Origin of the sequence: Methylibium sp. T29, assembly GCF_000576205.1 — a bacterium.
In the GTDB taxonomy this organism is placed as follows: domain Bacteria; phylum Pseudomonadota; class Gammaproteobacteria; order Burkholderiales; family Burkholderiaceae_C; genus Methylibium; species Methylibium petroleiphilum.
Window position 1 is genome coordinate 1 of the sequence record NZ_AZND01000222.1, and the last position, 5,479, is coordinate 5,479.

Annotated in this window: 6 protein-coding genes and 2 pseudogenes; 6 read left to right on the forward strand and 2 right to left on the reverse strand. The window is 70.6% G+C overall.

Annotated elements, in window-relative coordinates; genetic code table 11:
* A partial coding sequence (locus tag x551_RS26565; protein ID WP_036249863.1) for a hypothetical protein occupies positions 1–188 on the forward strand: 188 nt, incomplete at its 5' end.
* 24 nt (positions 189–212) lie between these two features.
* Here x551_RS26565 and x551_RS17910 read toward each other — a convergent pair.
* Together x551_RS17910 and lplT are read right to left on the reverse strand one after the other, a co-directional pair.
* Positions 213–1,127: a DMT family transporter gene (locus x551_RS17910; RefSeq protein ID WP_051512131.1), complete on the reverse strand. Its 915-nt coding sequence runs from the start codon at positions 1,125–1,127 to the stop codon at positions 213–215.
* Positions 1,124–2,401, reverse strand: a complete 1,278-nt coding sequence (gene lplT / locus x551_RS17915) for a lysophospholipid transporter LplT (RefSeq protein ID WP_036234901.1) — start codon at positions 2,399–2,401, stop codon at positions 1,124–1,126. The genes x551_RS17910 and lplT overlap by 4 nt, the downstream gene beginning before the upstream one ends.
* A 180-nt stretch (positions 2,402–2,581) precedes the next feature.
* On the opposite strand from lplT, the gene alr reads away from it, so the two are divergent.
* The 5 genes and pseudogenes from alr to x551_RS17940 form a co-directional block, all read left to right on the forward strand.
* On the forward strand, positions 2,582–3,685 hold the full coding sequence (gene alr, locus x551_RS17920; RefSeq protein WP_011831135.1) for an alanine racemase: 1,104 nt from the start codon (positions 2,582–2,584) through the stop codon (positions 3,683–3,685).
* An 85-nt stretch (positions 3,686–3,770) separates the two neighbouring features.
* Positions 3,771–4,174, forward strand: a pseudogene (locus x551_RS17925) (DUF2177 family protein).
* An 88-nt stretch (positions 4,175–4,262) separates the two neighbouring features.
* Positions 4,263–4,514, forward strand: coding sequence for a GlsB/YeaQ/YmgE family stress response membrane protein (locus tag x551_RS17930; protein WP_036234896.1), 252 nt, complete (start codon positions 4,263–4,265; stop codon positions 4,512–4,514).
* 16 nt (positions 4,515–4,530) lie between these two features.
* Positions 4,531–5,028, forward strand: coding sequence for a hypothetical protein (locus x551_RS17935; protein WP_011831132.1), 498 nt, complete (start codon positions 4,531–4,533; stop codon positions 5,026–5,028).
* Positions 5,028–5,479, forward strand: a pseudogene (locus x551_RS17940) (acyl-CoA thioesterase); the annotation flags it as partial. The gene x551_RS17935 and the pseudogene x551_RS17940, both read left to right, overlap by 1 nt.

A 5,479-nucleotide genomic window follows, 5' to 3' on the forward strand; every position in this document is an offset into this window, starting at 1 on the left:
GCGACATCCTCGCTGCCACCGCCCCCACCGCAGGCACCCAGGGCCAACAGCAGCCCCAGGGCGAGGAGGCGGTAGGCGGGGCGGGCGGCGCGCCGGCGGGACGGGGCTTGGCATGCATGGCGTCGAGCATGCCCGCGGCGCTGGCGGCGAGGCATGACAAAGTGCAACGCCGCGGCCCCGTCTTGTGACGGCTCGCACGCGGCTGGCCGGCGCTATGGGTGCGCCGGCTCCGGCTCCAGCGCCGACAGCAGCGCGGCGGCGAGGATGAGGGCACCGCCGATGAGCAGCTGCGGGCTCGGCACCTGGTCGCCGAGCAGCACCGCCGAGACCGAGGCGAACACGATCTCGGTGAGCATCACCACCGAGGTCACGTTCGCCCGCAGCCGGGCCGCGCCGTACTGCAACGCCAGGTTGGCGGCCAGAAAGGCCAGTGCCAGCATCGCCAGCGGCAGCAGCCAGAACGGCTGCGGTGCCGGCGGCCAGGCCACGCTGCCGGCCGTGCTCAGGCTCAGCGCCAGCGCGCCGGCGACCAGCACGCCGCCGAGGAACATCGCCAGCGCCCGGCCCTCCGGCGGCCGCCGCGACTCGCGCCGCAGCATCACGTTGTTGAGCGCGAAGCTGAAGCCGCCGACGATGCCCAGCAGGTCCGCCAGACTCGACGGCAGCGGCCAGCCGGCGCCGGCGGGCTTCAGCACGATCGCCGCACCGGCCAGCGCCAGCAGCACGCGGAACAGCGCCCAGCGCGTGAGCCGCTCCTGCAGCAGCAGGCGTGCGAGCAGGGCGGTCCACAGCGGCATCAGATAGAACAGCAGCACCACACGGACCACGTCGCCGATCGTCACCGCCCAGTTGAACGCGGCATTGGTGGTGCCCGCCGCCAGTACCAGCACCCACAGCACCGGCGTGCGCCGCAGTTGGCCCGGGGCCTGCGGCCAGCGCAGCACGATCACCGCGACCGCCAGGCCATAGACCAACGCGGTCGCCCACAGCGGGTGCAGGCCGAACGAATGGAGCTGCCGGAACGGCCACCACGACACGCCCCACACGAAGGCGTTGAGCATCAACGCCAGCACCGCCAGCAGCGGCACGGCCGGCGGCCTGCCGGCGTGCTGCGGAGCACCCGTCATTGCGGGTCGCTGCGGGCCAGCGCGATCAGGTGATCGACCTCGTCCTTGTGGCGCACGCAGTTGTTGCGGTGCCACCGCTGGATCAGCCACATCGAGCCGGCGACCACCACGCCGAAGATCGTGATCGCGCCGAAGGCCGACAGGCCGAAGCGCGTCATGCCGGTGTAGAAGGCGCCGAGGCCGAGGATGCAGGCCTGCTCGTTGAAGTTCTGCACCGCGATCGAGCGGCCCGCACCCATCAGGTTGTGACCGCGGTGCTGCAGCAGCGCGTTCATCGGCACCACGAGGAAGCCGCCCAGGCCGCCCAGCAGCACCAGGAAGGGCGCTGCCACCCACACGTTGGAGATGAAGTTCATGCCGATCACCAGCACGCCCATCGCGATGCCCAGCGGGATCACGAGCGTGGCCTGGTCGAGCCGCATGCGCACCGAGGCCAGCACGGCACCGATCGCCGTGCCGATCGCCACCACCCCGACCAGCGACGAAGCCTGCGTGGTGCCGTAGCCCAGCGCCGCGGCGGCCCAGGCCAGCACGATGTAGCGCAGGTTGCCCGAGACGCCCCAGAACAGGGTGGTGGTCGCCAGCGAGATCTGGCCCAGCTTGTCGTTCCACAGCCGCGCATTGCAGGCCGAGAAGTCGCGCACCAGCGCGACGACGCTGTGCGCGACCGGCTGCAGCGGCGCTTGCGTGCGCGGGATGTAGAGATTGAACACGGCGGCCACGACGTAGAGCGAGGTGAGCGCGGCGATGGCGGCCTCGGGCGCGGTGTCGATGCCGGTGTCGACCAGCGGCAGGTCGATCGCCAGCAGCGTGGGCGCGACCGCGCGACCCACCAGCTGTCCGCCGAGCAGCACGCCGAGGATGATGGAGCCGATCGTCAGGCCTTCGATCCAGCCGTTGGCCTTGACCAGCTGCGAGGGCGGCAGCAGCTCGGTCAGGATGCCGTACTTGGCCGGTGAATAGGCTGCGGCGCCCAGCCCGACCACCGCGAACGCCACCAGCGGGTGCGAGCCGAACAGCATCATCAGGCAGCCGACGACCTTGATGGTGTTCGAGATGAACATCACCTTGCCCTTGGGCACCGCATCGGCGAACGCGCCGACGAAGGGCGCCAGCACCACGTAGAACAGGGCGAACATCGGCACCAGCGCGGCGCGCTGCCACTCGGGCTGACCGGAGGTCCTCAACAACTCGACGGCCGCGACAAACAGGGCGTTGTCGGCCAGCGAGCTGAAGAACTGCGCCGACATGATGGTGTAGAAACCTTTTTTCATCCGCTCGTCGGCTGCGGCATCCGGGATCGACCGGTGCCAAACTGTCTCCCTGCGGCGCGGGTTATAGCACGCGGTCCTGGCAGTCTCCGGGTGCCGCACCGGGGTATCAGGACGGCTGATGTACCTTGAATTTGCCTGCGTGCGGCCCTGCCGCCGCTTCGGCGCATGCACACTTGCGACATGCCGCGCCCCATCGAAGCCCTGATCCACGCCGAGGCCCTGACGCACAACCTGGCCCGCGCCAGAGCGGCCGTTCCCGACGCGCGGGTGTGGGCGGTGGTCAAGGCCCATGCCTACGGCCACGGCATCGCGCGTGTCTTCGAGGCGCTCCGTGCGGCCGACGGCTTCGCGCTGCTCGATCTGGCCGAGGCGCAGCAACTGCGCGACCTGGGGTGGCGCGGCCCGATCCTGCTGCTCGAGGGCGTGTTCGAGCCGCGCGACCTGGAGCTTTGCTCACGCCTGAACCTCTGGCACACGGTGCACTGCGAGGCGCAGATCGACTGGCTGGCGATGCACAAGACCCACCAGCCGCACCGGGTGTTCCTGAAGATGAACAGCGGCATGAACCGGCTGGGCTTCCGGCCCGCGGCGTTCCGCGCGGCGTGGACGCGGCTCCATGCGCTGCCGCAGGTCGACGAGATCTCGCTGATGAGTCACTTCTCGGACGCCGACGGCGGCCGCGGCATCGCCGCGGCGATGCAGGTCTTCGACGACGCCACGCGCGACCTGCCGGGCGAACGCAGCCTCTGCAACAGCGCGGCCACGCTGCGCCACGGCGCCGACGCTGCGGTGCGTGCCGACTGGGTGCGCGCCGGCATCATGCTGTATGGCTCCGCGCCCGATTTCCCCTCGCACGACATCGCCCACTGGGACCTGCAGCCGACGATGACGCTGCGCGCGCGACTGATCGGCACGCAGGATCTGCAGGCCGGCGACACGGTGGGCTATGGCAGCCGCTTCACCGCCGAGGCGCCGATGCGCATCGGCGTGGTGGCCTGTGGCTATGCGGACGGCTACCCGCGTCACGCGCCGAGCGGCACGCCGGTGCTGGTCGATGGCGTGCGCACGCGGCTGGTCGGGCGGGTGTCGATGGACATGGTGACCGTCGACCTGGGCGGGCTGCCCCAGGCCGCGCGCGGCAGCGAGGTGACGCTGTGGGGTCGGGCGTCGTCCGGCGCGGTGCTGCCGATCGATGAGGTCGCCCACGCGGCCGGCACCGTGGGTTACGAACCGATGTGCGCGCTGGCCGCGCGCGTACCGGTGCGGCTGGACGCCGCCGGCTGACCCGGCATGCAGCCGCGGCGCCGTCCTACAGCAGCGGCCCCGAGCCCCAGGCAACATCGGTCCCACGTTCATCAGGGGCCCGCCGATGCCACGCTACTTCGTCGCCTATGTCGCCGCACTCGCGGTGCTCGCCGTGCTGGACGCGCTGTGGCTCGGGGCGGTCGCCAAGGACTTCTATCGCGGGCAGATCGGCCCCCTGATGGCGGAGCAGGTGCGCTTCGGTGTCGCGGCATGTTTCTATCTGCTGTACATCGTCGGTGTGGTCGTGTTCGCCGTGGTCCCGGCGCTCGCGGCGGAGTCCGTGACGCGCGCGCTGATGCTGGGCGCGCTGTTCGGCTTCTTCGCTACATGACCTACGACCTCACCAACCTGGCCACGCTGCGCGGCTGGTCATGGCAGGTCACGCTGACTGATATCGCCTGGGGGAGCTTCGTGTCCGCCGTCGCGGCCGGGGCCGGCTGCGCCGCAGCGCTGCGTTTCGGGCGCTGACCGGGTGCGCGGGCCCGTCATCCACTTCGGCATCGGTTGTGCCAATATCGGCCGTTTCTTCAACTGCCTCTCCCGGGAGACTTTCGCCATGGGCATCATTACCACCCTGATCGTCGGTCTGATCGTCGGCGCGCTGGCGCGTTTCGTGATGCCGGGCGAGCAGAAGATGGGCTGGATCCTGACCTGCGTGCTCGGCATCGCTGGGTCGTTCCTCGCCGGCTTCGTGGGTCAGTCGCTGGGTTGGTATGCGGTCGGCGAGCCGGCAGGCTGGATCGCCTCGGTGCTGGGCGCGGTGGTGCTGCTGTTCATCGTCGGCAAGCTGAACGCTTCCAAGGCCTGAGCGCAGAGGCCGCGCGGTGTCCGCCGATCCCGCCCTGGAGCGGCACTGCCGCCGCCTCGTGCGGCGGCAGGCGCTGAAGGCCGCCGGCGTGTCGGTGCTGCCGGTGCCGGGCGCCGATCTGTTCGTCAACGGCCAGTTGCTGGCGTCCACGCTCGGGCAGATCAGCGTGGCGCACGGGCTCGGGCCCGACCAGGTGGCGCGCCTGCCGGCGCCGTTGCGCAACCGGGTCGACGACCTGGCGATGGAGGTCGGCAGCTACCTGATCGGCCGAGCGCTGACGCAGGGCGTGCTGATCAGTGCGCTGCGCGGGCTCGGGGTCCGTCTGGGCGTGCAGCAGGCCGCCAAGTTCGCGCCGGTGGCCGGCCAGGTGGCGTCGGCTGCGCTGTCGGGCTGGATGTTCAAGCGCCTGTGCGACCGCCACCTCCTGCACTGCCAGCAGGTACGCGCTGCATTGCCCGAACTGCCGGCACCGCCGCCGCTGCCGGCCCTGCCTCACACCTGGGCGGCCCACTGATGAGCGATCGGCCGCTGCACCAGCTCATGATGAGCGTGCTGATGACGCCGGACATGGCCAATTTCTCTGGCAATGTCCACGGCGGCACGATCCTGAAGCTGCTCGATCAGGTGGCCTATGCCTGCGCGAGCCGCTACGCGGGCCGCTACGTGGTCACCGTGTCGGTCGATCAGGTGGTGTTCCGCGAGGCGATCCACGTCGGCGAACTGGTCACCTTCCTTGCGTCGGTCAACCTGACCGGCAGCTCGTCGATGGAGATCGGCATCAAGGTGGTGGCCGAGAACATCCGCACGCAGGTCGTGCGCCACGCCAACAGCTGCTTCTTCACGATGGTGGCGGTGGACGATGCCGGCAAGCCCACCGCGGTGCCGCCGCTGCAGCCCGCCACGCCCGACGAGACGCGCCGCCACAGCGAGGCCTGCAGCGCAAGGCGCTGCGCCGCGAGCTCGAC

Bases quoted from the DNA above. Each gene is read 5' to 3' on its own strand.
- alr (WP_011831135.1), top strand. From the start codon at position 2,582: ATGCCGCGCCCCATCGAAGCCCTGATCCACGCCGAGGCCCTGACGCAC.
- lplT (WP_036234901.1), bottom strand. From the start codon at position 2,401: ATGAAAAAAGGTTTCTACACCATCATGTCGGCGCAGTTCTTCAGCTCG.
- x551_RS17910 (WP_051512131.1), bottom strand. From the start codon at position 1,127: ATGACGGGTGCTCCGCAGCACGCCGGCAGGCCGCCGGCCGTGCCGCTG.
- x551_RS17930 (WP_036234896.1), top strand. From the start codon at position 4,263: ATGGGCATCATTACCACCCTGATCGTCGGTCTGATCGTCGGCGCGCTG.